Origin of the sequence: Acidovorax sp. (assembly GCF_046291265.1) — a bacterium.
Classification (GTDB): domain Bacteria; phylum Pseudomonadota; class Gammaproteobacteria; order Burkholderiales; family Burkholderiaceae_C; genus Acidovorax.
Genome location: NZ_JBKBTV010000011.1, coordinates 18,663 through 40,185, shown reverse-complemented (window position 1 = coordinate 40,185; position 21,523 = coordinate 18,663). Strand labels below are relative to the sequence as shown.

General features: G+C 65.8%; 21 protein-coding genes. 5 read left to right on the top strand and 16 right to left on the bottom strand.

Annotation, left to right across the window (positions count from 1 at the left end; all coding sequences use genetic code 11):
- Positions 1-18 precede the first annotated feature (18 nt).
- Positions 19-630, bottom strand: a complete 612-nt coding sequence (locus ACK41V_RS06435) for a tetratricopeptide repeat protein (protein ID WP_409779451.1) — start codon at positions 628-630, stop codon at positions 19-21.
- Entirely contained in the window at positions 621-917 is a 297-nt protein-coding gene (locus tag ACK41V_RS06430) for a hypothetical protein (RefSeq protein WP_409779448.1), read from the bottom strand. The genes ACK41V_RS06435 and ACK41V_RS06430 overlap by 10 nt, the downstream gene beginning before the upstream one ends.
- A 250-nt stretch (positions 918-1,167) precedes the next feature.
- Between ACK41V_RS06430 and ACK41V_RS06425 the strand changes: the two genes are divergently transcribed.
- Together ACK41V_RS06425 and ACK41V_RS06420 are read left to right on the top strand one after the other, a co-directional pair.
- Positions 1,168-3,084 (top strand): DUF294 nucleotidyltransferase-like domain-containing protein, encoded by a 1,917-nt coding sequence (locus ACK41V_RS06425; RefSeq protein ID WP_409779446.1) that lies wholly within the window; start codon positions 1,168-1,170, stop codon positions 3,082-3,084.
- Between the two features lie 5 nt (positions 3,085-3,089).
- Positions 3,090-3,755, top strand: coding sequence for a 3'-5' exonuclease (locus ACK41V_RS06420; RefSeq protein ID WP_409779443.1), 666 nt, complete (start codon positions 3,090-3,092; stop codon positions 3,753-3,755).
- Positions 3,756-3,761: 6 nt separating this feature from the next.
- On the opposite strand, the gene ACK41V_RS06415 is transcribed toward ACK41V_RS06420, so the two are convergent.
- From ACK41V_RS06415 to ACK41V_RS06405, 3 genes are read right to left on the bottom strand one after another with little or no spacing between them, the layout of a single operon-like run.
- A complete protein-coding gene (locus ACK41V_RS06415; protein WP_409779441.1) occupies positions 3,762-4,424 on the bottom strand; it encodes a 2-hydroxychromene-2-carboxylate isomerase in 663 nt (220 codons plus the stop codon).
- On the bottom strand, positions 4,421-4,717 hold the full coding sequence (locus ACK41V_RS06410) for a DUF1289 domain-containing protein (protein WP_409779438.1): 297 nt from the start codon (positions 4,715-4,717) through the stop codon (positions 4,421-4,423). The genes ACK41V_RS06415 and ACK41V_RS06410 overlap by 4 nt, the downstream gene beginning before the upstream one ends.
- The gene (locus tag ACK41V_RS06405) at positions 4,714-5,238 is read right to left on the bottom strand and encodes a YbaK/EbsC family protein (protein ID WP_409779435.1); all 525 of its coding nucleotides are present in this window, start codon (positions 5,236-5,238) and stop codon (positions 4,714-4,716) included. Before ACK41V_RS06405 ends, ACK41V_RS06410 begins: the two co-directional genes overlap by 4 nt.
- Before the next feature lie 268 nt (positions 5,239-5,506).
- Here ACK41V_RS06405 and ACK41V_RS06400 point away from each other — a divergent pair, with 268 nt between their 5' ends.
- On the top strand, positions 5,507-7,222 hold the full coding sequence (locus tag ACK41V_RS06400) for a 7TM diverse intracellular signaling domain-containing protein (RefSeq protein ID WP_409779433.1): 1,716 nt from the start codon (positions 5,507-5,509) through the stop codon (positions 7,220-7,222).
- A 68-nt stretch (positions 7,223-7,290) separates the two neighbouring features.
- Here ACK41V_RS06400 and ACK41V_RS06395 read toward each other — a convergent pair whose 3' ends face one another.
- The 9 genes from ACK41V_RS06395 to ACK41V_RS06355 all read right to left on the bottom strand — a co-directional run bounded on the left by ACK41V_RS06395 (position 7,291) and on the right by ACK41V_RS06355 (position 17,585).
- Positions 7,291-8,199, bottom strand: a complete 909-nt coding sequence (locus ACK41V_RS06395; RefSeq protein ID WP_409779430.1) for a hydroxymethylglutaryl-CoA lyase — start codon at positions 8,197-8,199, stop codon at positions 7,291-7,293.
- 52 nt (positions 8,200-8,251) lie between these two features.
- The gene (locus ACK41V_RS06390) at positions 8,252-8,740 is read right to left on the bottom strand and encodes a DUF3592 domain-containing protein (RefSeq protein WP_409779427.1); all 489 of its coding nucleotides are present in this window, start codon (positions 8,738-8,740) and stop codon (positions 8,252-8,254) included.
- A gap of 51 nt (positions 8,741-8,791) precedes the next feature.
- A complete protein-coding gene (locus tag ACK41V_RS06385) occupies positions 8,792-9,712 on the bottom strand; it encodes a 2-hydroxyacid dehydrogenase (RefSeq protein WP_409779425.1) in 921 nt (306 codons plus the stop codon).
- Positions 9,713-9,883: 171 nt separating this feature from the next.
- Positions 9,884-11,911 carry an acetyl/propionyl/methylcrotonyl-CoA carboxylase subunit alpha gene (locus tag ACK41V_RS06380; protein ID WP_409779422.1) on the bottom strand — a complete coding sequence of 676 codons (2,028 nt, stop codon included), beginning with the start codon at positions 11,909-11,911 and terminating at the stop codon, positions 9,884-9,886.
- 115 nt (positions 11,912-12,026) lie between these two features.
- The gene (locus ACK41V_RS06375) at positions 12,027-12,746 is read right to left on the bottom strand and encodes a DUF4126 domain-containing protein (protein ID WP_409779419.1); all 720 of its coding nucleotides are present in this window, start codon (positions 12,744-12,746) and stop codon (positions 12,027-12,029) included.
- A 26-nt stretch (positions 12,747-12,772) separates the two neighbouring features.
- Positions 12,773-13,558: an enoyl-CoA hydratase/isomerase family protein gene (locus tag ACK41V_RS06370; protein WP_409779416.1), complete on the bottom strand. Its 786-nt coding sequence runs from the start codon at positions 13,556-13,558 to the stop codon at positions 12,773-12,775.
- The gene (locus tag ACK41V_RS06365; RefSeq protein WP_409779413.1) at positions 13,555-14,064 is read right to left on the bottom strand and encodes a DinB family protein; all 510 of its coding nucleotides are present in this window, start codon (positions 14,062-14,064) and stop codon (positions 13,555-13,557) included. The genes ACK41V_RS06370 and ACK41V_RS06365 overlap by 4 nt, the downstream gene beginning before the upstream one ends.
- Before the next feature lie 17 nt (positions 14,065-14,081).
- Positions 14,082-15,686, bottom strand: coding sequence for a carboxyl transferase domain-containing protein (locus ACK41V_RS06360; protein WP_409779411.1), 1,605 nt, complete (start codon positions 15,684-15,686; stop codon positions 14,082-14,084).
- A 168-nt stretch (positions 15,687-15,854) separates the two neighbouring features.
- Positions 15,855-17,585: an AMP-binding protein gene (locus ACK41V_RS06355; protein ID WP_409779408.1), complete on the bottom strand. Its 1,731-nt coding sequence runs from the start codon at positions 17,583-17,585 to the stop codon at positions 15,855-15,857.
- A 140-nt stretch (positions 17,586-17,725) separates the two neighbouring features.
- Here ACK41V_RS06355 and ACK41V_RS06350 point away from each other — a divergent pair, with 140 nt between their 5' ends.
- The gene (locus tag ACK41V_RS06350; RefSeq protein ID WP_409779406.1) at positions 17,726-18,814 is read left to right on the top strand and encodes an AraC family transcriptional regulator; all 1,089 of its coding nucleotides are present in this window, start codon (positions 17,726-17,728) and stop codon (positions 18,812-18,814) included.
- A 59-nt stretch (positions 18,815-18,873) separates the two neighbouring features.
- Here ACK41V_RS06350 and ACK41V_RS06345 read toward each other — a convergent pair whose 3' ends face one another.
- A complete protein-coding gene (locus ACK41V_RS06345) occupies positions 18,874-19,119 on the bottom strand; it encodes a hypothetical protein (RefSeq protein ID WP_409779403.1) in 246 nt (81 codons plus the stop codon).
- A gap of 175 nt (positions 19,120-19,294) precedes the next feature.
- Here ACK41V_RS06345 and ACK41V_RS06340 point away from each other — a divergent pair, with 175 nt between their 5' ends.
- Positions 19,295-19,969, top strand: coding sequence for a glutathione S-transferase family protein (locus tag ACK41V_RS06340; protein WP_409779400.1), 675 nt, complete (start codon positions 19,295-19,297; stop codon positions 19,967-19,969).
- Positions 19,970-20,018: 49 nt separating this feature from the next.
- Here the strand turns inward: ACK41V_RS06340 and ACK41V_RS06335 are convergent, their stop codons facing one another.
- Positions 20,019-21,494 carry a patatin-like phospholipase family protein gene (locus ACK41V_RS06335; protein WP_409779397.1) on the bottom strand — a complete coding sequence of 492 codons (1,476 nt, stop codon included), beginning with the start codon at positions 21,492-21,494 and terminating at the stop codon, positions 20,019-20,021.
- Positions 21,495-21,523 lie beyond the last annotated feature (29 nt).

Genomic DNA, 21,523 nt, shown 5'->3' with positions numbered 1-21,523 from the left:
CTCACTCGGACTTCAGCGCTAAAAATCTGCACGCAAACCGGTCTCCCGCTCCAGTTGCGCAGCCACCTTGGGCTCGAATCCTTTCAAATGCCGTATCACGGCGCGTGCCTCCTCGGGCTGGTGCAGATCAACGTGGACGCGCGCCATCTGGTACCAGCCAAAGGGGCTCATGGGCTGCAGGCTGGTGTTGCGCTGCAGGGCCTCCAGGGCCTCGGGGAGCCGACCCTGGCGCACCAGCGCCAGACCCAGCCCATACCAGGCGCGGTCCATCTTTTCATCGATCAGCAGGGCGGCGCGAAACCCGTCCTCGGCCAGCGCCAGCTGGCCCAGCTGCTCGGCCACGTAGGCATGGTTGAAGTGGGCATTGCAGACTTCGGGCTGCAGTGCCAGTGCCTGGGCGTAGTGCTGCAGCGCCTGCGCCTTGCGGTCGCTGAGCAGCGCGTCATAGGCCAGGCTATTGAGGGCCAGCACGTCGTGCGGCCAGCGCTCCAGAATCCGCTCGAACACCGCCTTGGCCGCCGCCCTGCGGCCCACAAACAGCAGGGCTTTTGCACGCCAGACCAGCGCGCTGCGCTCCAGCCGCTGCGACCAGCGGGCCGCGGGAAGGGGAAGGGTCTGCGTTACTGGCATGCTTGCGCTCCCAGTTCCAGGCAGAGGTCGATCTTGAGCTTGACGACCAGCACCCAGGCCATGAGCAACCAGCTGGCCGTGGCCAGCGGAATGTGCTGGTCCAGCACCTGCCGCGGGCTGACCTTGCGTGTCACCCACAGGCAAGGCTTGGCGGCCACATCCAGCATCTGCCAGAACACATTGGTGTGCCGCTTGGCCCCGGCCAGCAACCCCAGCAGGAACCGCCCCACGATGAACATCAGGGACAGCTCGATCAGGCTTTTCAAAATGACAACGGTCATGAGCATGGTGAACTCGACGCCTCGCTGTAAGGAAAAAGAAAGGTCTGCGTACTCTGAGCAGGACTTCTGACAGCTACCTGACGCGTAACTTATCGCTAACTTACAAAACCAGCAGAAACCCTGCACTGCGTTTTTGTGATGCGATAAATCGAGACAATCTGCGCAGCATCGCGGGAAAACACTGACACGCCGGGCACCACCTGCAGGGCGCATGACAGGGCTTTGCGCCACGCCGATGCACGCATAGACTGCGGCCATGGAGAAGCCGCAAAGTCCATTGCCCGGCGCTGGTGTGCAGGCGCTGCAGCCCTCGCACCACCTGCTGGCCAACTTTCGCCAGGACCTCAAGCAGCACGCGCCCTTTGCGCAAATGCCCGATGCCGAGGTGGACGATTTCCTGTCGCACTGCGAACAGCAGTATTTCGCCCCCGGTGAACTGGTGATCGGCCCAGAAAGCGGGAACGTGCAGTGGCTCTACTACGTGCGCCAGGGCGCCGTCACGGGCACGCGCGGTCTGGCGGAAGCCGTGGGTGCTTTTGAATACGAGGCGGGCGACCTGTTCCCGGTGAGTGCCGCCTGGGCGGGCCGCGCCGTTACCGCCACTTACCGCGCCAACACCGACACCTTCGTGCTCGCGCTGGCCGTGGCGCACATGCACCGGCTGGCCGGCCGCAGCACGGCCTTTGCGCAGTACCTGGGGCAGCGCACCGCGCAATTCCTCGCGCTCTCGCGCCAGGCATTGCAGGCCGCCTATGCCACGCATGCCACTGCGGAGCAGTCCCTTGAAACCCCTCTGGGCACGCTCGTCGGCAAGAAGCTGGTGACGTGCGGAGCCGCCACACCGCTGCAGGCCGCATTGCAGACCATGCACCAGTCGCGCCTGGGCTCGATGCTGGTGGTGGATGCGGCCCAGCACCCCGTGGGCATCCTCACGCGCTACGACGTGCTGGGCCGTGTGGCGCTGGCCAGGTTGCCGCTGGAGACACCCATCTCCGAAGTCATGGTGGCGCCCGTGCGCACGCTCACCAGCGAACACACGGCGCAAGACGCTGCGCTGCTGATGTCGCGCCACGGCATCCGCCATGTGCCCGTCACCCGCGAAGGCGTGGCGATTGGCATGGTGTCGGAGCGCGATCTGTTCGCCATGCAGCGGCAAAGCCTCAAAAGCGTCAGCACTGCGCTGCGCTCGGCCACCGATGTAGAAGCACTGAAAGCCTCGGCCCAGGACATCCGGCGCCTGGCGCGCAGTCTGCTCGCACAGGGTGTGCATGCGCGGCAGCTGACGTCGATGATCAGCCACCTCAATGATGTGCTGACCGAACGGCTGGTACAGCTCAAGGCCGACGAGTTCGGCATTGACCTCCAGTGGCTGTGCTGGCTGAGCCTGGGCTCGGAGGGGCGCGCCGAGCAGACCATTGCCACCGACCAGGACAACGCGATCATCCTGAACAACGATGTGTCGGACGAGTCGCGCGAGGCAGTGCGCCACTTCGCACATGCCGTCAACCTGGCGCTGGACACCTGCGGTTATCCGCTGTGCCGGGGCGGCATCATGGCGGGCGAGAGCGCCTGCTGCCTCAAGCTCGATGAATGGCGCGAGCGCTTCGGGCACTGGGTGGCGCAGGGCTCGCCCCAGGACCTGCTCAACGCCTCCATCTATTTCGATTTTCGCCCCCTGTGCGGCGATGTCTCGCTGGCGCGGGCGCTGCGTGCCGATGTGACCGCGGCCGCGCGCAACAGCCCGCGGTTTCTCAAGATGCTGGCCCACAACGCCCTGGGGCGCAGCGCGCCACTGAACTGGCGCGGCGCCATCGACACCGACGAGCAAGGCGCGCTGGACCTGAAGCTGCAGGGCACGGCGCTGTTTGTGGACGCAGCGCGCATTTACAGCCTGGCGCTGGGGGTGCACGAGACCAACACGCGGCTGCGCCTGGAGGCAGCCGGTGCGCAATGGCGCCTGCCGGAGACGGAGTACGGCGCCTGGGTGGGAGGCTTCGAGTTCTTGCAGATCCTGCGCCTGCGGGTGCAGCTGGAAGCAGGGGAAGGTGAAGAAACACCGCCCAACCGCATCGTGGTGGCGCGGCTCAACGACATTGACCGGCGCATCCTGCGCGAGTCCTTTCGCGTGGCGCGGCAGTTGCAGCAGCGGTTGCAGCTGGACTACGACCGGTAGCCGCCATGCGCTGGCTGAACCCGCTCAGGCGCGCCCTCGGACAAGCGCCCGCCTACACCGGCACCCGCTGGGTGATGCTGGACGTCGAAACCAGCGGCCTGGACATGCGCCGCGACCGCCTGCTGGCCATCGCCGCCATTGCGCTGCGGGTGGACTGGCCGCGCCGCACGCTGAGCGTGGCGCTGGGCGACAGTTTTGAAGTGGTGCTGCAACAGGACGAGGCATCCAGCAAAGACAACATCCTGCTGCACGGCATCGGCGCGCAGATGCAGCGCAACGGCATGCCTCCCGCGCAGGCGCTGCTGGCCTTTGAAAACTATGTGCAAGACAGCCCCTTGCTCGCTTTTCATGCGGCCTTTGACCGCACGATGATCAACCGCCATGCGCGCGAATACCTCGGACACGCCCTGCCCAACCCCTGGGTGGACGTGGACCACCTGTGCGCCGTCACCCACGAGCAAGTACGTGCGCGCGCACTGGACGACTGGATGGCGCACTTCGGCATCCGCTGCGCCGTGCGGCACCAGGCCGCCGCCGACACGCTGGTGGAATGTGACCTGCTGCAGCGCATCTGGCCCCGGGTGGCGGCGCAATGCAGCAGCTGGGGCGATGTGCAACGCCTGGCCGCCCGGCACCGGTGGCTGGCACGCCACCGCGATGGCGGGGGCTAAGGTCGATCAGTTTTTCTTGAGGCCTGAAGGAAGCAGCTCGGGCGCAGCCCAGCGTGCTTCGCCCTCGGCCCCGGCAAACCAGTCGTCGCCCGCCAGATAGGCGCGCAACATAGGCAGGCCGTCCAGCCCCCAGAACAGCTTGCCGTCCACCGCAAACGCAGGCACGCCGAACACTCCCACCGCCTGCGCGGCCTCGGTGTTGGCGCGCAGCAGCGCCTTGGGGCCGTCGCTGTTCATGTCCTGCCCCGCGCGGATCTGCTCGGCTAACTCGGCCGCCAGCGCGGCCAGGCGCTCGGCATCGAGCGCATCGTGCCCGCCCTGCCACACGTGGCGCAGCACGGTGCCTGCCACATAGCGGTTGATGAAGCCATCGTCGCTGCAGGCCAGCGCCTGGCGCAGCAACGGCAGCGGGTTGAATGGGTGGCGCGCGGGCATCTGTAGCGGGGTGCCCTGCGCGTGGCCCAGCCACGTCACGTGGCGATAGGTCCACTCGCGCTTGGGCGCAATGCCCGCGGGGCCGGGGTTGGCATGCTGCTGCAGCAGCGCGCCCAGCAGCACCGGCTGGTAGGCCACGCTGTAGCTCAGGCCCTCCAGCACCTCCGGCAAACGCTCGAAGGCCAGCCAAGCATAGGGCGAGACAAAGTCCAGGTAGAAGGTGATGCGCTTCATGGCTCGGCCTTGGCGGTCTGTGTCCGTGCAGGCGCGTGCGTCGGCGTGGGTGCCGCAATGCCCGCGCGTTCCATCAGTTGCTGCCAGATGCCGCGCCGCAAGTGGGCATCGGCGCGCGACCAGATGCGGATTTCATCCAGCGTGCGAAAGCAGCCCTCGCAGTGGCTGCGGTCGGACGACATGCGGCACACCGAAATGCAGGGCGAAGGCACGGCCTCGGTGTTTTTAGCATCAAAATGGCCGCTAGCGCTTATCTGCAAAGCGCGTGCAGCTAGCAATTCGGTAGCATTCATGCAACCAGCTTTCCGTCCACAGCGTCAGGCGCCGCGATGGGCGCCTGCACCACGTCCACCACGGGCGCGCCGGTCAGGCGCTGCAAATCGGTGGGGTGCAGGGAAAACACGCTGTGCGGGTGCCCCGCCGCCGCCCACACCACCTCAAAGCGCAGCAGGTCCTGGTCGATCAGCGTGACGGGCGGCGTGGCATGCGCTACGGGCGATACGCCACCAATCGAAAAACCGGTGCGCGCCTTTACAAACTCGGCATCGGCGCGGCCGATCTTGCCGCCCACATGGGCTTCCACCTTTTTCTCGTCCACACGCCGGTCGCCCGAGGTGACAACCAGCACAGCCACGTCGTCGCTTTTGCGGCGAAAAATGATGCTCTTGGCGATCTGGCCCAGCGCCACGCCCAACTGGTCGGCTGCCTGCTGCGCCGTGCGCGCGGCGTCGTCGAGCACGCGGGGCGCATGGGGGTGGGACAACCGCAGCAGCTCGGCAGCCACTCTCTCGGTACTTTCGGGGAAGGTGTTCATGAAAGGCAATGCAAAACAGGAAAAAACAGGTCCCGCGCCGGGCACAACGGCAGCCACAGTTGGCATGCCGCGCCCCATGAATGCGGTGCGCGCACGGTTACAGTGCTAGGAGCCTGTCGGGCCGAAAAATCGTCGGCTGCAAATTGACCGCAGTGGTTCAATTTTGGCTATGCCGCTCTGTCCTCACAGGGCCAATTTTGTTGAAACCTGCGGTTTACGCTATCGCGCTCCCCGTCCGACAGGCTCCCAGTACTGCCATCCATTGTCCATGAAGCTGCTTCGCGCCTGCCTGTTCCTGTGTCTTCTCCTGGGCAACCTGTCTGGTGGCTGGGCCACGCCTGTTGTCCTTCAAGCGCATCCGCAAGGGCTGTCGCTTGCTGAAACCGGCCAGCTGTTGTGGCTTGCGGACGACAGCGGCACGCTGACGCTGGACCAGGTGCTTGAACCCGCCAACGCCGTCCGCTTCAAGACCGTGCCAACCACACAGCGGCATGGTGACAGTGCACAGACCTACTGGTTCAAGGTGGTGCTGGAGCAACGCTCCGAGCCCTTCGCCGACTGGGTGCTGGCCACGCAGACCACCGCGCTCAAGGACGTGCGTTTTTACGGCCCCTTTGACGCTGAGGGCCAAGCGCTGGCCCCACCAGTCCACACCGGCCTGTCACGTCCCTTCTCCTCTCGCCCGCTGGGCAGCGAGCGCTACCTCATGCGCCTGCACCTGCCCGGGCCGGGCACCTACACGGTCTATGTCCGGATGTTTGCCGAAACAACGCCACTGGTCGGTCTTTCGGTCTGGAACACCGCCGAATACCTGCAGTGGCGCCAGCACAAGCGGCTGTTCGATGGCATCTGCTACGGCATCCTGCTGGCGCTGCTGGTCTACAACCTCGCTCTGGCGGGCATCTTTCGCGACCCTACCTACGGCTACTACATCGGCCAGTGCGCCTTTGCGCTGCTGACGCTGGCCAGCTTCAACGGCCACGCAGCCCATTACCTGTGGGGCCAGTGGCCCTGGTGGCAGGAGCGCGGCAATGTGGTGCTGCCCAGCTTGTGGCTGGTCTTTGGCACGCTGTTTGCGCGCAGTTTCCTCAACACGCGGCAGGTGCCGTGGCTGGACCGGCTGGTACTGGCCGTGGGCGTGCTGTCGGGGTTTACAGCGCTGCTGGGGTTGCTGGGCCTGTTTGGCACCGCCCAGACCCTGAACGAAATCATCGCCAGTGTGGGGGCGGTGCTCGCCGTGGTGGCGGGCGTGGTCATCATGCGGCGGGGCTTCACGCCCGCGCGGTGGTACCTGGGCGGCCAGGCCCTGCTGTTTGTGACGGTGTTGTTGGTGGTGCTGGGCAACTGGAGTGTTATCCATTCACCCTTCATTCTGGCCAACGGCCTGCAGATCGGTGTGGCCGCCGAAATGGTGGTGTTTGCCATTGCACTGGGCAGCCGCATCAGTGGCATGCGCACGTCGCAGATCGAACTGCGCCTGCACGCCGCCCACCTGGCCGAAGCCGCCGCCACCGATCCGCTGACCGGCCTGGCCAATCGCTCCGGGTTGGCCCAAGGCGCGGCGCGGGTGCTGGACGATGGCGCCGAACATGCCTTGATGCTGCTCGACCTGGACCGCTTCAAGCCCGTCAACGATGTACACGGGCATGACGCTGGCGACGCGGTGCTGCGCGCCGTGGCTACACGGCTGCAGGCCCATGTCCGCGCAGGCGACATCGTTGCACGCCTGGGCGGCGACGAGTTCGTCATCCTGCTCGCGCAACCGTTGTCCAGAGAACAGCTGGCCACACTGGCCGGGCGCCTGGCCGCAGCCGTGCGACAGCCCGTGGAGTTTCAGGGCCAGGCCCTCACCATCGGGGTCAGCACGGGCATCGCGTGCAGCCCGCAGGACGGCCGCACATTGAGCGAGTTGATCCGCTGCGCCGACCGGGCCATGTACCAGGCCAAGCAGACTCGCAGCGGCCACGCCTTTCACACGGATTGACGGGCAGTGAAGTCGGCCAATGGCTGCTTCAACAAGCACACAGCCAGCGCGCAGGGTGCCGTGACGCGTCAGTGGTTTCGTTTGGCGAGCACCGCCACCGCCACGCGCGAGCCGGACCGACGTCCCAGGTAGTCGCTGATGTAGGCCCCGGCATCAATGAGCTTGTCCAGGTCAATCCCCGTCTCGATGCCCATGCCCTGCAGCATGTACACCACGTCCTCAGTGGCCACATTGCCCGTCGCGCCCTTGGCATAAGGGCAACCGCCCAACCCGGCCACGGACGACTGGAAGTTCCACACGCCCAGCTCCAGCGCGGCCAGCGTATTGGACAGTGCCTGCCCGTAGGTGTCGTGGAAGTGGCCCGATACATCGTCGATGCCAAAGTGCTGCAACGTCGCCTCCAGCGCTTTTTGCACCTTGCGCGGTGTGCCCACGCCAATGGTGTCGGCCACGTCCACGCGCTGCACGCCAATGCCCTTAAGCAGGCCTGCCAGATACGCCACACGCTCGGGCGCAATCTCGCCTTCGTACGGGCAGCCCACGGTGCAGCTCATGGCACCCCGCACGCGGATGCCAGCAGCCAGGGCGGCTTCGACCACGGGGGCAAAACGCTCGATGCTCTCGGCAATGCTGCAGTTGATGTTCTTCTGGCTGAAGGCCTCGCTGGCGGAGCCGAACACCACGATTTCATCGGGCTTGTCGAGCACCGCCGCCTCGAATCCCTTGAGGTTGGGCGCGAGCACCGAATAGGCCACACCCGCCTGCCGCGCGACGCCTTCCATGACCTTGTGGTTGTCGGCCATCTGCGGCACCCACTTGGGAGATACGTAGCTGGTGACCTCGATCTCTTTCAGACCAGCCTGCTGCAGGCGGTGCACCAGCTCGATCTTGACGGCGGCGGGCACAGGGGTCTTTTCGTTTTGCAGGCCGTCGCGCGGGCCTACGTCGATGAGTTGGACGCGGGAAGGAATGCTCATGGGGGGGGTCTCTTTCGTGAAATGGATGGCTTCAGGTCCACGTGGGCCGAGGTCACTCCGAAGTGGCGCTGGCGGCAATGGCGTCTGCTCTGGACCGCAGGCGCAACAACAGCCCACCCAAACCCATGCCCACGGCGCTGCCGAACAGCATGACGGCGCCAAACACGACCTTGACGATGCTGGAGCTGCTGATTTCTGCCTGCGACGGGTCTTTGACGTCATACCGCACCGTCACACTTTCACCCACCTTGTGGGCGGCCTGGTTCTGACGCGCCATCGAATCGGTAAACCGCACCGCGCGGCCATCCGGGGCGACAAACTCCACGACGCTTTGGTGGGCGATACCCTTGCGATTCGACGGGCCCACAAACAGCTCTTGAAGCGCCACCACCCGGCCTTGCGCCGTGTGGGTACCACCCAGCATGTTCATGCCCGAGGCAAGTATCCAGGCCGCGCCCAAGGCGGTCAGGGCGCTGGGCACGAGCAAGAGCCAGCCAATGAGGCCAAAAAATCGACGGATGGTAGGGGCTGTTGTGGTCATGCCTGCGATTTTCTTTGGTTGCCAAGTCCGCCGTGCCGCGCGCTGGATCAATCAGTACCCGCGCCCGGGGTTCACCACGCCCGCCACCGCCTCACCCCGCTCCAGCGCTGCCATCTTGCGCGCAATCTGGGCAATGCTCTCGTCGCGCAGCGTGCGCGCCGAGGTGTGGGGCGTGATGGTGATGCGCGGGTGGTTCCAGAACGCTTGGCCTGCGGGCAGTGGCTCGGTGCGGAACACGTCGAGCGTGGCGCCCGCCACATGGCCGCTGTCGATGGCCGCCAGCAGGTCTTCGTCCACCAGGTGTGCGCCGCGCGCCACGTTGATCACGTAGGCGCCCGGCTGCAGGCGAGCGAGCGTGTCTTTGTTGATGACGTTGGCGGTGTCGGGCGTGAGTGGCAGCAGGTTAACCAACACACGGCTGGCCGCCAGAAAGTCGTTGAACTGCTCGGCGCCTGCAAAGCCGCGCACGCCATCGATGGCCTTGGGGCTGCGGCTCCAGCCGTTGATGGGAAAGTCAAACTGGGCCAGCGCCTTGGCAACCCGCTCGCCCAGCACGCCCAGGCCCATCACGCCGATGGGGTAATCGCCGCGCAGGCGGGGCTTGCGGTAGCCCCAGCGTCCGGCCGCCATGTCGGCCTCGTAGCCATCGAACTCGCGAAAGTGGCGGATGACCGCGTGGCACACATATTCGGCCATCTGCACGGCCATGCCTGCATCGTCGAGTCGCACCACCAGCGCATTGGAGGGCAGGCGGAGCTTGAGCAGCGCGTCCACCCCCGCGCCGATGTTGAACAAGGCCTTTAGGTCGGCTTGCTCGTCCATGAACTGCTGGGGCGGCGCCCAGACCACGGCGTAGTCGGCCTGCGGCGCGCCGGATTGCCACACAGAAATGTCAGCGCCAGGCAATGCGGCGCTGAGGCCCTGGAGCCAAGGCTCGGCCTTGGTGTCGGTACAACAAAAGGTGATTTTCATGGCGTGCAAGGGTAACGGCATTGCACCCAGCGCGCTGTCACGCGGGGCATCGCACCCCCGTTCGCCCTGAGCCTGTCGAAGGGCTGGCCGCAAAAGTGCCACGGCTTCGACAAGCTCAGCCCGAACGGATGCGGTGGGTATCGTCGCACTTCAAAACCAGGCCAGATTCCATCAAGCCTTTTCAGCCACCACCAGCTTGAGCAGCTCAGAGCCTTCGGTCACCTGATCGCCCGGTGCGTACAGCAGCTCTTGCACCACACCGTCGGTCGGTGCGGCAATGGTGTGCTCCATCTTCATCGCTTCCATCACCGCCAGGGGCTGGCCCTTGGTGACGGTATCGCCAGCCTTCACGGCAAACGACACGACCTTGCCGGGCATGGGGGCCGTCAGGCGCCCGCCTTCGGCCGCTGCCTCGCCCGCGTGGGCCAGCAGGTCGATGGCGGTGATCTGCGTGGCACCCAGCGGGGTGAATACATGGTCCACCTCGCCCTGGGCGTACACCGCGGCGCGCGTGCGCTGGCCTGCGAACTGCAACTCGATGCCGTCGGCCCGCGCAGAAAACACCAGCGGTCCGGCCACGGCGGCATCACCCTCGCCGACTGCCAGATGCAGGCAACCACCACGCTCGTAGGTCAGCCAGGCTTTGGCATGTTCGCCACCAAACTCAAACTCAAAGCGGCGCTGCACCACACCATGCGTGTGGAAACCATCGCGGCGGCTGAACGGGTCCACGCCCTCGCTGGCGCGCTCGCGCAGCAGGGTTTGCGCCACGGCGGCCGCTGCGGCCAGGGGCAGGCCCACCGGTTCCTGGTGGAACAGAACGGCCTGCTCGCGCGGTATCAGAGCGGTATCCAGCTGGGCGTTGGTAAATGCGTCGGTGCGGGCCACGCGGCGCAGAAACTGCACGTTGGTCGCCAGGCCCACGATGTGGGTCTGCGCCAGGGCTTCATCCAGCCGCGCCAGCGCCTGCTCGCGCGTGTCGCCGTGCACGATGAGCTTGGCCACCATGGAGTCGTAGAACGGGCTGATCGCATCGCCCTGGCGCACGCCGGAATCCACGCGCACAGAACCGCGTTCAAACGTCACGCATTCAGGCAGCGCGTACACGTTGAGCGAACCCGTGGCGGGCAGGAAGTTGTTGTCGGGGTTCTCGGCGCAGATGCGCGCCTCGATGGCGTGGCCGGTGATGCGCAGTTCGTCCTGGCGCAGCGGCAGCGGCTCGCCGGAGGCCACACGCAGTTGCCACTCCACCAGGTCCAGGCCGGTGATGGCTTCGGTCACGGGGTGCTCCACCTGCAGACGGGTGTTCATCTCCATGAAATAGAACTTCATGTCCTCAGGCTTTGCGTATCCGCCGGGCTGCTCTACGATGAATTCCACCGTGCCCGCACCCACGTATTTCACGGCGCGTGCAGCGGCCACGGCGGCCTCGCCCATCTGCTTTCGCAGTTCTGGCGTCATGCCAGGGGCTGGCGCCTCTTCCAGCACTTTTTGGTGGCGGCGCTGCACCGAGCAGTCGCGCTCGAACAAGTACACGCAGTTGCCTTGGGTATCGCCAAACACCTGGATCTCGATGTGGCGGGGGCGCAGCACGTATTTTTCGACCAGCACGGCATCGTCGCCAAAGCTGTTGATGGCCTCGCGCTTGCACGATTCCAGCGCCGCGGCGAAGTCTTCGCTCTTGTCCACCGCGCGCATGCCCTTGCCGCCACCGCCCGCGCTGGCCTTGATGAGCACGGGGTAGCCAATACGGTCGGCCTCGCGCTGCAGCAGCGCGGGGTCCTGGTCACTGCCGTGGTAGCCGGGCACCAGCGGCACACCGGCTTTTTCCATGAGCTGTTTGGACTCGGCCTTGAGCCCCATGTCCTTGATAGCAGACGGTGGCGGACCGATGAAAACCAGGCCCGCTTCGGCGCAGGCCTTGGCAAAGTCTTCGTTTTCGCTGAGGAACCCGTAGCCGGGGTGAATGGCCTGCGCGCCCGTGGCTTGCGCGGCTTCGATGATCCGCTCCCAGCGGAGGTAGCTTTCCTTGGGCGCGCTGCCACCAATGTGAACGGCCTCGTCGCATACGGCCACGTGCTTGGCGTTGGCGTCGGCATCGGAGTACACCGCCACGGTCTTCACGCCCAGGCGCTTGGCAGTCGCCGCCACACGGCAAGCGATCTCGCCGCGATTGGCGATGAGGATCTTTTTAAACATGCTGCCCTCCCGCGGCGAGATCGCCTGCACACGCTGCGCGTGCCAAGCGATTTGTAGAAACGGGTGCCATGCAACCGTTTTCCCCACGGTTTGCAATCAGGAATTTTGTAAACATTTAAGCCACTCCAGGGGAGCCAGAAAAGAAACGGGAAAGGCGCCGCACCACGGCGCGCAGAAACTTGAACAGCACCACCAGCAGCAGCACCGACACGACCACCATCACCACCAGCGCAACACCAAACGCCACCGGGTGCTGCGTGGCCAGCCACACGACGGCCACTACCAGGCCATCCTCAAAGAACGACAGGCCCCAGTTGGAAAATGGCTCGGGCGAGGTGTTGACCGCCGCGCGCGTGGTCATCTTGGTCGCCATCGACGTGGCAGAGAGGGAGCCGCCCAGCAGCCCCGCCACCACCGCCATCGTGGCGTTGTCAGAGCCAAACACGCCATACGCCAACGCGGCGCCGGCGGGCACGCGGATGAAGGCATGCACGGCGTCCCAGGCGCTGTCCACCCAGGGCACCTTGTCGGCAAAAAACTCCACCAGCAGCATGAAGCCGCTGACCATCAGCACCACGGGGTGCTGCAGCATGGCCAGGCCGGGCGGCAGGGGCATCCAGCCCAGCACCCCCATCATGCCAACGAGGAAGACCACGGCATACAGCCGAAAGCCACTGGCCCAGCCCAGTGCGGCGGCCAGCGCCAGCAGGCTGGGCATGTCGAGTTGCGCGGTGGCCGTTGCCGCCGCGTCGCCCACGGCACGGGCCGTGCCGCCGTCGACATGCAGCCCCAGCGTGTGGAGCCATTGCACGATGTTGAACCAGAGGGTGTCCATGGTGTGGGTTGCTCAGTACGGGCGGGTCAGGCCAGCAGCCAATTCGGCTTGCGTTTGTTCAGGAAGGACTGCACGCCCTCCTTGCCCTCGTCACTCGCGCGGATGTCGGCAATGCCCTGCACTGTGGCGGCAATCAGACTGGCGTTGATCTCGCGCTCGGCCACGTCGATGACCAGCTTCTTGCACGCGCGCACGGCGTTGGGGCTGGCGCTGGTCAGGGCTTTGAGCAGTTCGTCCACCTTGGCGTCGAGCTGGTCGGCGGCCACCACCTCGTGCACAAAACCGATGCGCAACGCCTCGGCTGTGCCAAACCGCTCCGCCGTGAGGAAGTAGCGGTGCGCAGCTCGTGCGCCCATGGCGCGGATCACATAGGGGCTGATGGTGGCGGGGATGAGACCCAGCTTCACCTCGCTGAGACAAAAACCCGCCGTGTCCACCGCCACCGCCATGTCGCATGCGGCCACCAGGCCCATGCCGCCCGCGTACACATCGCCCTGCACGCGGGCTATTGTTGGCTTGGGGCATTCGTAGATCACGCGCAGCATCTCGGCCAGCTTGCCCGCGTCGGCGATGTTCTCGTCGCGCGTGTAGTCGGCCATGCGGCGCATCCAGTTCAGGTTGGCGCCCGCGCAGAACGCGGGGCCCTCTGCGGCCAGCACCACGGCGCGCACATCGGCGCGGCTGCCCACGTCCAAAAAGGCGGCGGTGATCTCGGCAATGACTTCGTCGCTGAAGGCGTTGCGGATCTCGGGCTGCGTGAGCGTGATGCGCGCCACGGCGCCGGATTGGGTGATGGAGAGGTTCTGGCTCATGGCTTGGACGGGTTTTGCAAGAAGTAGACAAGGTCCAGCTCGGGGCACTGCTGGCCCAGGGCGGTCAAGGCGGCGGTGATCTGGCCCCGGTGGTGCGTGCCATGGTTGAACACATGCGCCAGCGTGGCCGCAAACGGCAGCGATGCCGCCGTGCCGCGCATGGTGGTGTAGTCGAGCGTTTCGCTCCAACGGCCCGGGGCAAAAGACGCAATCAGTGGTGCCCAGCGAGCAGCGCCCTCTCGCAAGCGGGCATCGAGCAGGGCGCGGTCTGTCTCCAGCTCGGCATCCAGTTCTACCTTGGGCGAGATGCCCTCGGCAAACCGCACAAACCACAGATGGTGCTCACCCACCAGCAGGTGGTTGAGCGTGCCGTGGATGCTTTGGAAGAACAGACCCACATCGCGCCGATAGTCCCCGTCCCCCACGGCCAGCACCGCATCAAGCAGGCGCGCCGTGGCCCACACGTTGTAGCGCGCAAGCTGGGTGAAGTGGGCAACAGCGTCCATGGCGACTACTGCGTGGTTTACATGCGGAACAGGCCGAACTTGGTGTCTTCGATGGGCGCATTGCGCGTGGCGGCCAGGCCCAGCGCCAGCACGCGGCGGGTGTCGGCCGGATCGATCACGCCGTCGTCCCACAGGCGCGCGGTGGCGTAGTAGGGGTGGCCCTGGTCTTCGTACTGGCGGCGGATGGGGGCTTTGAAAGCTTCTTCTTCCTCGGCGCTCCACTGGCCGCCCTTGCCCTCGATGCCGTCGCGCTTGACGGTAGCCAACACGCCCGCCGCCTGGTCGCCGCCCATGACGCTGATGCGCGCGTTGGGCCACATCCACAAAAAGCGGGGGCTGTACGCCCGGCCGCACATGCCGTAGTTGCCCGCGCCAAAGCTGCCGCCGATGATGATGGTGAACTTGGGCACGGCGGCCGTGGCCACGGCCGTGACCATCTTGGCGCCGTTGCGCGCGATGCCTTCGTTCTCGTACTTGCGGCCGACCATGAAGCCGGTGATGTTCTGCAGGAACACGAGCGGGATCTTGCGCTGGCAGCAAAGTTCGATGAAGTGCGCGCCCTTGAGCGCCGATTCGCTGAACAAGATGCCGTTGTTGGCGATGATGCCGACCATCATCCCCTCGATGCGCGCAAAGCCCGTGACCAGCGTGGTGCCGTAGCGCGCCTTGAACTCGTCGAACTCGCTACCGTCGACGATGCGGGCGATGATCTCGCGCACGTCGAAGGGCTTGCGCGTGTCCACCGGGATCACGCCGTAGAGCTCTTCTGCTACAAATTTAGGAGCTACTGGCGCTTGATCAGCAAGCGCTGGAGCCTTGTTTTTATTCAAATTGCGCACCGCGTTGCGCGCCAACTGCAGCGCGTGCATGTCGTTTTGCGCCAGGTGGTCGGCCACGCCCGACAGGCGCGTGTGCACGTCGCCACCGCCCAGGTCTTCAGCCGTGACGACCTCGCCCGTGGCGGCTTTGACCAGCGGCGGGCCACCCAGGAAGATGGTTCCCTGGTTCTTGACGATGATGGACTCGTCGCTCATGGCGGGCACGTAGGCGCCGCCCGCCGTGCAGCTGCCCATGACCACGGCGATCTGCGAGATGCCCATGGCGCTCATGTTGGCCTGGTTGAAGAAGATGCGGCCGAAGTGGTCGCGATCAGGAAAAACCTCGTCCTGGTTGGGCAGGTTGGCGCCGCCGGAGTCCACCAGGTAGATGCAGGTGAGGTGGTTCTGCTGCGCCACTTCCTGCGCGCGCAGGTGCTTCTTGACGGTGAGCGGGTAGTAGGTGCCGCCCTTCACCGTGGCGTCGTTGCACACGATCATGCAGTCCACACCGCTCACGCGGCCGATGCCGGCAATCAGCCCCGAGCTGGGCGCATCGTTGTTGTACATGTTGAGCGCGGCCAGCGGCGCCAGCTCCAGGAAGGGCGTGCCAGGGTCGAGCAGCATCTGCACCCGTTCGCGCGGCAGCAGCTTGCCGCGGGCGGTGTGCTTGGCGCGGGCCGCTTCGCCGCCGCCCTGGGCGACCTTGTCGAGCTGGGCGCGCAGGTCGTCGACCAGCGTGCGCATGGCCGCGGCGTTGGCCAGGAAGTCCGCCGAGCGGGCGTTGAGTTGGGTGTCGAGAATCATGCAGGCTCCGTCGAATGTCGTATGGGTGGTGTGGTGCCCCGGGCTGGCCGGTGGCACTGGAGGCCGCGGAGCAGGCCATGCGCGCGCCGCCGTGGAACCGGCTTCGCCGGGCCAGGGGCGGCGTCCCCCTCGGGGGAAGGCGCGAAGCGGCTCAGGGGGGTCATAGGTTCAGGCGGTTGTCTGTTCGGCCAGCCCCAGCTGGTCCTTCATCTCGTCGCGGATCTTGAACTTCTGGATCTTGCCCGTCACCGTCATCGGGAAGCTGGTGACGAAGCGGATGTAGCGCGGCACCTTGTAGTGCGCAATCTGGCCCTTGCAGAAGGCGCGCACGTCGTCCTCGGTCGGTGCGGTGCCGGGCTTGGCGATGATCCAGGCGCACAGCTCCTCGCCGTACTTGGCATCGGGCACGCCCACCACCTGCACGTCCTGCACCTGCGGGTGGCGGTACAGAAACTCTTCGATCTCGCGCGGGTAGATGTTCTCGCCGCCGCGGATCACCATGTCCTTGATGCGGCCGACAATGTTCACGTAGCCCTCGGCGTCCATGGTGGCCAGGTCGCCGGTGTGCATCCAGCCTTCGGTGTCGATCGCCTCGTGGGTCTTGGCCTCATCCCCCCAGTAGCCATGCATCACCGAATAGCCCTTGGTGCAGAACTCGCCGCGCTGGCCGATGGGCACCACCGCGCCGGTTTCCGGGTCCACGATCTTGATTTCCAGGTGCGGCTGCACCTGGCCCACGGTCGACACGCGCTTGTCCAGCGGTGTGTCGGTGCTGCTCTGGCAGCTGACCGGGCTTGTCTCGGTCATGCCGTAAGCGATGGTGATCTCGCGCAGGTTCATCTGCTCCACCACGCGCTTCATCACTTCGGTGGGGCATGGCGAGCCGGCCATGATGCCGGTGCGCAGGGTGGACAGGTCGAACTCGGCAAAACGCGGGTGGTCCAGCTCGGCGATGAACATGGTGGGCACGCCGTGCAGGCCGGTGCAACGTTCGTCCTGCACCGTCTGCAACACGGTCAGCGGGTCGAATCCGTCGTTGGGATACACGATGGTGGAGCCGTGCGTCAGGCACGCCAGGTTGCCCAGCACCATGCCAAAGCAGTGGTACAGCGGCACGGGGATGCACAGCCGGTCTGCGGGCGTGAGCCGCATGCACTCGCCAATGAAGAAGCCGTTGTTCAGAATGTTGCGGTGCGTGAGCGTGGCGCCCTTCGGGAAACCCGTGGTGCCGCTGGTGAACTGGATGTTGATGGGGTTGGTGGCCTTGAGCGTGGCGGCAACTTGCGCCAAGCGCGGGTCGGCGGTGTTGCCGCGTGTGATCAGGTCCGTAAAGCGCAGCAGGCCCGGCTCGTCCGTGCCCTGCCCCGCTTCGTCAATCCACACCACGGTTTTCAGCTGCGGCAGCTTGTCCGCGTGCAGGTGGCCCGGCTGCTGGCCCTGCCATTCGGGTGCCAGTTCGCGCAGCATGCCCAGGTAGTCGCTGGTCTTGAAGCGCGCCATGGTCACCAGCAGCTTGCAGCCTACCTTGTTCAGCGCGTATTCCACCTCGGAAGTGCGGTAGGCCGGGTTGATGTTGACCAACACCAGGCCCACCTGCGCGGTGGCCAACTGCATCAGCACCCACTCGGCGTTGTTGTGCGACCAGATACCGACGCGGTCACCAGGGTTCAGGCCCAGCCCCAGTAGTGCACTGGCCAGGCGATGCGCCTCGGTCTGCAGCTGGGCATACGTGAAGCGGCGTTGCTGGTGCACGCTGACCAGCGCCTCGCGGTCGGGCTGGCGGGCCACCATGTCGGCGAAGAAGGCGCCAAGGGTCTGCTCGATCAGCGGCACATCGGTGGCGCCGCGGGCGTAGCTGTTCACCAAGGGTTCGGGATTGGCAGCGGCTGCAATCGTCATTGGTTTTTTGTCTCCTGGGTCACGGTGCCCTGTCGGCCCTGCGCACAGCGGGCGGCGATCCGTAAGCATAGGAGCCTGCCCCCTCGTCGGGTTGCCACAAAGGTTGCAAATCGTGCCACGCCTGCGGCACACTCTGCACGGTGAAATCCCTTGCCACAACCGCAGAGCCGCCCTGGTCGGCGCTTTCTGCCACACAAGCCCCTGCAGCAACGCCCATTGCGTTCGTGCGCGCCATTGCATTGGCTTACGAACGCAGGAACATGCGCCCCGACCGCGCCCTGGCCCAGGCACAGATTGCGCCGGAGCTGTTGCTGGACGACCAGGCCCGCATCACCGCCTGGCAAATGGAGCAAATCTCCGACGCCGCCATGCAAGAGCTGGATGACGAGGCGCTGGGCTGGTTCCACCGCCGCTTGCCCTGGGGCAGCTACGGCATGCTGGCGCGGGCGTCCATCAGCTCGCCGCATCTTGGCGTGGCGCTCGCGCGCTGGTGCCGCCACCATGGGCTGCTCACCGACGACATTGCCCTGCACCTGGGTGCCGAGGGCGACACCGCCACCCTGCGCATCACCGAGGCGCGCGACCTGGGGCCACTGCGCGAGTTCTGTCTGGTGTCGATGCTGCGCAATGCGCTGGGCCTGTCGTGCTGGATGGTGGATTCGCGCATTCCGCTGCTGTCGGCGCAGTTTGCGTTTGCGGCGCCTGCGCATGCCGAGGCCTATGGCGTACTGTTCCGCGCGCCGGTCACCTTCAGCGCGGCGCAAACGGCCATCACCTTCGACGCGCGCTACCTGGCCCTGCCCCTGCGGCGCGACGAGGTGGCCCTGCGCGAGATGCTGCAGCACGCCCTGCCGCTGACGGTGCTGCAGTACCGGCGCGACCGTTTGCTGGTGCAGCGGGTACGACAGCTGCTGGGCGCACCGCAGGGGGGGCACGGCGGACATGCGGCCGCAGCCCTGCCCCAACACAGCGCCGAGACACTGGCCCACCTGCTGCACGTATCGCCGCGCACGCTGCACCGCCAGCTCAAGGAAGAAGGCGCCACGCTGCAGGGCCTGAAAGACGAGGTGCGCCGCACCCGCGCGGTCGACCTGCTGCACCGCACCGACCGCCCCATCAAGCAGGTGGCCGAGGCGGCGGGGTTTGTGAACGAAAAGAGTTTTATTCGGGCGTTCCGGGGGTGGACGGGGCAGTCACCGGCGGAGTTTCGGAGGGCGGTGCGGGTGTAAAGCCTGAAGCTCCCAAAAGCCTACGGTCTCCACCTTCACATTGCACGCTTTATCGCGACTCAGAAATACATGGAGACCGCGATCACAAAAACCGAAGCAATGGAAAAAACCACCCAGGAGAAAAATACATACCTTGCTCCCCGATCGCCTTTCTTCACCAGCTCCCATACTCGCGTAATGTCGTATGGGATCCTGCGTGCGGCACAGTAGATGGTCGGTGCGATGAGACCATTCGCCATGATGACCACATACATCACGGGTAGCAGTGGATTCAAGTTGTAAAGCGTTTGAAAAATCGCACCCATGTAGGCACTCCTCGTATCTAGCAATCCCAGGTAGGCAAGCACCAAGGCGATCCCTTTCAGCGCCGAATGCGATTCGGGTCCCTCGTTGCTGACTGTGGCGCCAGACTCTAGCAACGCCACAATCTTTGTCCAGGCTTGAATGTCAGGTCCGGCACCATCACCCTCAGATATCTACATGCTCCACCTCCACCACTGCGTCAGCGCCCGCTCCTTCCGCCCTCTGTGGATGCTCGAAGAACTGCAACTGCCCTACCAGCTCCACATGCTGCCCTTCCCGCCGCGCACCAAGGCCCGGTGGTTTCTGGACGAGAACCCGCTGGGCACGGTGCCCCTGCTGGTGCAAGGCGACACGCGCATGACCGAGTCGGCGGCCATGTGCCAATACCTGGCCGCTGCACACCCCGACGCAGGGCTGGACGTGCGCCCACCCGACCCGGCGTTCGGCGCTTACTTGAACTGGCTGCACATGAGCGATGCCACGCTGACGTTTCCGCAAACGCTGGTGCTGCGCTACAGCCGCTTTGAACCCGCGGAACGCAAGCAGCCCCAGGTGGTGGAGGACTACAGCCGCTGGTTTCTGGCCCGGTTGCGGGCGGTGGAAACGGCCATGACCCACAGCCGCAGCGACTATTTGTGCGCGGGCCGGTTCACCGCTGCAGACGTGTCCGTGGGCTACGCACTGCTGCTGGCGGAGCACCTGGGCCTGTCACCGCAGTTTGGCGAGGCCACGCTGATGTACTGGCACCGGCTGCAACAGCGCCCCGGCTACCAGCGCGCGATGGCCGCCCAGATCGCCGCGGCCAAGGAGCAGGACGTGCCCACGACCCCTGCGCCCGACACGCGCCCCTGATCGCACCGGATCCGCCCGGCCCCTCGCTTTCAACCCTGGCGAGGGCCGCCTATTCTTTGGCCTGCAGCGGCTGCGAATTCCGCTGCAGTGACTGCACCAGCGCCCGGAACTCGGGCGAATGGCGCAGCACGCTGCCACCGGCTTCGATCAGGTCGGTCACCTCTTCAGACGCAATCGAAAACGCCGTGGGCACCTGCAGCAGGCGGCGGCGTGCAACGTCGTCCGGCGCGTCGCGCAGGTTGACGGGGATGACATGGATCTCGGCATCGGGCGCAAATGCGTCGGTGCTGCCGGTGGAGCCCGCGGCCAGTGCCTGCCGCCACTGGCGGGTGATGTCGCGCAGAAACTCCTGGGTCTCGCGCGTGGCGCGTGCGCCCGTGCCAAACAACAGCGAATCCACCACCTGCGCCATGTTGGGCACGGTGTCGTTCATGTCGATATTGACCGAGGGGTCACGCTCTGCATTCACGGTGATCAGCACCAGCTTGCGGATGGTGCCGGGGGGAATGCCCACCTCGCTGAAGGTCTGGCGCAGGCCGCCACCGGCCAGCGCGCGGTCGAGCAGGCGCTGCACGCCCAGGTTGTCGGCCAAGCCGCCATCCACCAGGTGGATGTAAGGCTTGCGCTGTGAATCCAGGTAGCTCAACTCATGGGCGCGGTACAGCCGGGCCCGGTAGTCGCCCACGGCGGCCAGCGAGCTGGTGGCGGATGCGGCCTTGCGCTCGGGGCAATGGTGAGCGTGGTTTTTGAGCGTCATCGGGCTCAGCAGCAGCGGCACGGCCGACGATGCCGCCACCGCAAACGACAGGGGCACGGTGCGCAGGTCCGAGCAGATCAGCGCGAACTGGTCCCACGTAAATTCAAAGCCGGTGCCCAGCGACATGTCGGTGGCGGTGATGAACAACTGCGGGTGCCGCGGGCGCCGCTCCACATCGCCAAACGTGAGGCCGCCATACAGCTCGTCCAGCCGCCGCGCCAGCAGGTGAGAGCGCCCCAGCCACGGCGATGTCAGGTCCACCAGGTTGCCCGGTCGCAGGGCCTGCGTGATCAGGCTGTTCTGAAAGTTCTGGCGCAAAAAGTCTTGCTCAAAGCGTGGCAATCCGTCAATGCCATGCGCCGCAAAATAGGCGGCCACAATGCTGCCGCCCGACACGCCGCTGACCACGTCGGTAGCGTCCAGCAGCGTGGTGCGTTGGCCATTCCACTCGAACCGCGTTTCCTGCATCTCGGTCAGCACCCCAAACCCGAAGGCCGCCGCACGCGCGCCCCCGCCCGACAGCGTGACCGCCACCAGAATGGTGGGGTCGCGCGACGAGATGTGCTGGTACACCGCCTGCTCGGTGGCGGGCATGGGCTCATTGATCCACGGGCGCACCGATGAACATGCGGACAGCAACACCGCCGCGGCCAAAGCGGCGCCCTGGGCCCCACGGCGGACCCAGCAGCGGGCCAGGCGCTCGGCGGCATCGCCCGGACCCGGGGTGAACGCGGCGTTAGCGCGGAATGGTTTCCACATCGCTGGCATAGACAAAATCCCTTTCATGTCGCTGCGTC

Bases quoted from the DNA above. Each gene is read 5' to 3' on its own strand.
- ACK41V_RS06415 (WP_409779441.1), bottom strand. From the start codon at position 4,424: ATGAAGCGCATCACCTTCTACCTGGACTTTGTCTCGCCCTATGCTTGG.
- ACK41V_RS06400 (WP_409779433.1), top strand. From the start codon at position 5,507: ATGAAGCTGCTTCGCGCCTGCCTGTTCCTGTGTCTTCTCCTGGGCAAC.
- ACK41V_RS06360 (WP_409779411.1), bottom strand. From the start codon at position 15,686: ATGATTCTCGACACCCAACTCAACGCCCGCTCGGCGGACTTCCTGGCC.
- ACK41V_RS06420 (WP_409779443.1), top strand. From the start codon at position 3,090: ATGCGCTGGCTGAACCCGCTCAGGCGCGCCCTCGGACAAGCGCCCGCC.
- ACK41V_RS06365 (WP_409779413.1), bottom strand. From the start codon at position 14,064: ATGGACGCTGTTGCCCACTTCACCCAGCTTGCGCGCTACAACGTGTGG.
- ACK41V_RS06425 (WP_409779446.1), top strand. From the start codon at position 1,168: ATGGAGAAGCCGCAAAGTCCATTGCCCGGCGCTGGTGTGCAGGCGCTG.
- ACK41V_RS06390 (WP_409779427.1), bottom strand. From the start codon at position 8,740: ATGACCACAACAGCCCCTACCATCCGTCGATTTTTTGGCCTCATTGGC.
- ACK41V_RS06385 (WP_409779425.1), bottom strand. From the start codon at position 9,712: ATGAAAATCACCTTTTGTTGTACCGACACCAAGGCCGAGCCTTGGCTC.
- ACK41V_RS06345 (WP_409779403.1), bottom strand. From the start codon at position 19,119: ATGGGTGCGATTTTTCAAACGCTTTACAACTTGAATCCACTGCTACCC.
- ACK41V_RS06410 (WP_409779438.1), bottom strand. From the start codon at position 4,717: ATGAATGCTACCGAATTGCTAGCTGCACGCGCTTTGCAGATAAGCGCT.
- ACK41V_RS06395 (WP_409779430.1), bottom strand. From the start codon at position 8,199: ATGAGCATTCCTTCCCGCGTCCAACTCATCGACGTAGGCCCGCGCGAC.
- ACK41V_RS06370 (WP_409779416.1), bottom strand. From the start codon at position 13,558: ATGAGCCAGAACCTCTCCATCACCCAATCCGGCGCCGTGGCGCGCATC.
- ACK41V_RS06435 (WP_409779451.1), bottom strand. From the start codon at position 630: ATGCCAGTAACGCAGACCCTTCCCCTTCCCGCGGCCCGCTGGTCGCAG.
- ACK41V_RS06335 (WP_409779397.1), bottom strand. From the start codon at position 21,494: ATGCCAGCGATGTGGAAACCATTCCGCGCTAACGCCGCGTTCACCCCG.
- ACK41V_RS06340 (WP_409779400.1), top strand. From the start codon at position 19,295: ATGCTCCACCTCCACCACTGCGTCAGCGCCCGCTCCTTCCGCCCTCTG.
- ACK41V_RS06355 (WP_409779408.1), bottom strand. From the start codon at position 17,585: ATGACGATTGCAGCCGCTGCCAATCCCGAACCCTTGGTGAACAGCTAC.
- ACK41V_RS06380 (WP_409779422.1), bottom strand. From the start codon at position 11,911: ATGTTTAAAAAGATCCTCATCGCCAATCGCGGCGAGATCGCTTGCCGT.
- ACK41V_RS06430 (WP_409779448.1), bottom strand. From the start codon at position 917: ATGCTCATGACCGTTGTCATTTTGAAAAGCCTGATCGAGCTGTCCCTG.
- ACK41V_RS06375 (WP_409779419.1), bottom strand. From the start codon at position 12,746: ATGGACACCCTCTGGTTCAACATCGTGCAATGGCTCCACACGCTGGGG.
- ACK41V_RS06405 (WP_409779435.1), bottom strand. From the start codon at position 5,238: ATGAACACCTTCCCCGAAAGTACCGAGAGAGTGGCTGCCGAGCTGCTG.